The 3,458-nt window shown below is 55.1% G+C and carries 2 rRNA genes; both read right to left on the bottom strand.

The features are described from left to right. Positions 1-2: 2 nt before the first annotated feature. Positions 3-119: ribosomal RNA gene (gene rrf / locus QMA15_RS32365) — 5S ribosomal RNA — on the bottom strand. Between the two features lie 159 nt (positions 120-278). Then, positions 279-3,413: ribosomal RNA gene (locus QMA15_RS32370) — 23S ribosomal RNA — on the bottom strand. Between the last annotated feature and the right edge of the window lie 45 nt (positions 3,414-3,458).

Consider the following 3,458-nt stretch of genomic DNA (forward strand, 5'->3'; position numbering starts at 1 on the left):
GTGTTCGGCGGTGTCCTACTCTCCCACACCCTGTCGAGTGCAGTACCATCGGCGCTGAAGGGCTTAGCTTCCGGGTTCGGAATGGGACCGGGCGTTTCCCCTTCGCTATGACCGCCGTAACTCTATGAAACTGTCACAGTAACCAACTTCTGATCACCTGGTTTCACCGTGCACCAACCCGAACCCGTTACCGGGTGGATGGATGACGGAGAAAACAGGGTTTCTCATCAGTATCTGTGTGTTGTTTCAGATACCGCACAGTGGACGCGTAGCTTCTTTGTGGTAAGTCCTCGGCCTATTAGTACCAGTCACCTGCATGCATTACTGCACTTCCAGTTCTGGCCTATCAACCCGGTGGTCTGCCGGGGGCCTTACCCCCTCGAGGGGGTGAGAAACCTCATCTTGGAACAGGCTTCCCGCTTAGATGCTTTCAGCGGTTATCCCTTCCGAACGTAGCTAACCAGCGGTGCTCCTGGCGGAACAACTGGCACACCAGAGGTTCGTCCGTCCCGGTCCTCTCGTACTAGGGACAGCCTTCCTCAAGTTTCTAACGCGCGCGGCGGATAGAGACCGAACTGTCTCACGACGTTCTAAACCCAGCTCGCGTGCCGCTTTAATGGGCGAACAGCCCAACCCTTGGGACCTACTCCAGCCCCAGGATGCGACGAGCCGACATCGAGGTGCCAAACCATCCCGTCGATATGGACTCTTGGGGAAGATCAGCCTGTTATCCCCGGGGTACCTTTTATCCGTTGAGCGACACCGCTTCCACTTGCCGGTGCCGGATCACTAGTCCCGACTTTCGTCCCTGCTCGACCTGTCAGTCTCACAGTCAAGCTCCCTTGTGCACTTGCACTCGACACCTGATTGCCAACCAGGCTGAGGGAACCTTTGGGCGCCTCCGTTACATTTTGGGAGGCAACCGCCCCAGTTAAACTACCCACCAGGCACTGTCCCTGAACCAGATCATGGTCCGAGGTTAGAGGTCCAATTCGATCAGAGTGGTATTTCAACAACGACTCCACGATAACTGGCGTCACCGTTTCACAGTCTCCCACCTATCCTACACAAACCGAACCGAACACCAATACCAAGCTGTAGTGAAGGTCCCGGGGTCTTTTCGTCCTGCCGCGCGTAACGAGCATCTTTACTCGTAATGCAATTTCGCCGAGTCTACGGTTGAGACAGCTGAGAAGTCGTTACGCCATTCGTGCAGGTCGGAACTTACCCGACAAGGAATTTCGCTACCTTAGGATGGTTATAGTTACCACCGCCGTTTACTGGGGCTTAAATTCTCAGCTTCGCTCCCGAAGGAACTAACCGGTCCTCTTAACCTTCCAGCACCGGGCAGGCGTCAGTCCGTATACATCGTCTTACGACTTCGCACGGACCTGTGTTTTTAGTAAACAGTCGCTTCTCACTGGTCTCTGCGGCCCCACCCAGCTCAGACAGTAAATGTCGTCACCAAACAGGGCCCCCCTTCTCCCGAAGTTACGGGGGCATTTTGCCGAGTTCCTTAACCATAGTTATCTCGATCGCCTTAGTATTCTCTACCTGACCACCTGTGTCGGTTTGGGGTACGGGCCGTGTGAAAGCTCGCTAGAGGCTTTTCTCGGCAGCATAGGATCACTGAATTCGCCTCAATCGGCTACGCATCACGTCTCAGGCTATATGTGACCCGGATTTGCCTAGGTCACGCCCTACACGCTTACACCAGTATTACCACTGACTGGCTCAGCTACCTTCCTGCGTCACCCCATCGCTTGGCTACTACCAGATCAGGTCCCATGCATCCACCAACTCGAGACCCGAAGGTCTTCTCGTGGCTTCAGGATGGTTAGTATCACTGATTCACCATGGGCGCGTTCACACGGGTACGGGAATATCAACCCGTTGTCCATCGGCTACGCCTGTCGGCCTCGTCTTAGGTCCCGACTCACCCTGGGCGGATTAACCTGGCCCAGGAACCCTTGGTCATTCGGCGGACGAGTTTCTCACTCGTCTTTCGCTACTCATGCCTGCATTCTCACTCGTGTGGCCTCCACGGCTAGGTCACCCTGCCGCTTCCATGGCCACACGACGCTCCCCTACCCATCCACACACCTGCCAGAAAATCCTTGGATCAACTGGGGGCTATTGCGTGAATGCCGCAGCTTCGGTGGTGTACTTGAGCCCCGCTACATTGTCGGCGCAGGATCACTTGACCAGTGAGCTATTACGCACTCTTTCAAGGGTGGCTGCTTCTAAGCCAACCTCCTGGTTGTCTTCGCGACCCCACATCCTTTTCCACTTAGTACACGCTTAGGGACCTTAGCTGGCGATCTGGGCTGTTTCCCTCTCGACTACGAACCTTATCGCCCGCAGTCTCACTGCCGCGCTCTCACTCACCGGCATTCGGAGTTTGGCTGATTTCGGTAAGCTTGTGGGCCCCCTAGACCATCCAGTAGCTCTACCTCCGGTGAGAAACACGCGACGCTGCACCTAAATGCATTTCGGGGAGAACCAGCTATCACGGAGTTTGATTGGCCTTTCACCCCTACCCACAACTCATCCCCTCAGTTTTCAACCTAAGTGGGTTCGGTCCTCCACGACGTCTTACCGTCGCTTCAACCTGGCCATGGGTAGATCACTCCGCTTCGGGTCTAGAGCATGCCACTACGATCGCCCTATTCGGACTCGCTTTCGCTACGGCTACCCCACACGGGTTAACCTCGCGACATGCCACTAACTCGCAGGCTCATTCTTCAAAAGGCACGCCATCACCCCCAACAGTAAACTGTTCGAAGGCTCTGACGGATTGTAAGCGCACGGTTTCAGGTACTATTTCACTCCCCTCCCGGGGTACTTTTCACCTTTCCCTCACGGTACTAGTCCGCTATCGGTCACCAGGGAGTATTCAGGCTTATCGGGTGGTCCCGACAGATTCACACCAGATTTCACGGGCCCGGTGCTACTTGGGTTTCCATTACAACAGTCACAAAGTTTTCGTGTACGGGATTCTCACCCTCTACGACAGGCCGTTCCAGACCACTTCCACTAACCCTGTGATTTCTTACTGTTGGCCTGCTCGGCAGAACAGACAAAATGAACCCCACAACCCCACGAATGCAACACCTGCCGGCTATCACACACCCATGGTTTAGCCTCTTCCGCTTTCGCTCGCCACTACTCACGGAATCACGGTTGTTTTCTCTTCCTGTGGGTACTGAGATGTTTCACTTCCCCACGTTCCCTCCACACGCCCTATATATTCAGGCGCGGGTAACACGACATCACTCGTGCTGGGTTTCCCCATTCGGACATCCTCGGATCACAGCTCGGTTGACAGCTCCCCGAGGCTTATCGCAGCCTCCTACGTCCTTCATCGGCTCCTGGTGCCAAGGCATCCACCGTACGCTCTTCATTACTTACAACAAAGATGCTCGCGTCCACTGTGCAGTTCTCAAACAACACACAAC

Source organism: Rhodococcus sp. APC 3903 (assembly GCF_030407755.1).
GTDB lineage: Bacteria > Actinomycetota > Actinomycetes > Mycobacteriales > Mycobacteriaceae > Rhodococcus_F > Rhodococcus_F erythropolis.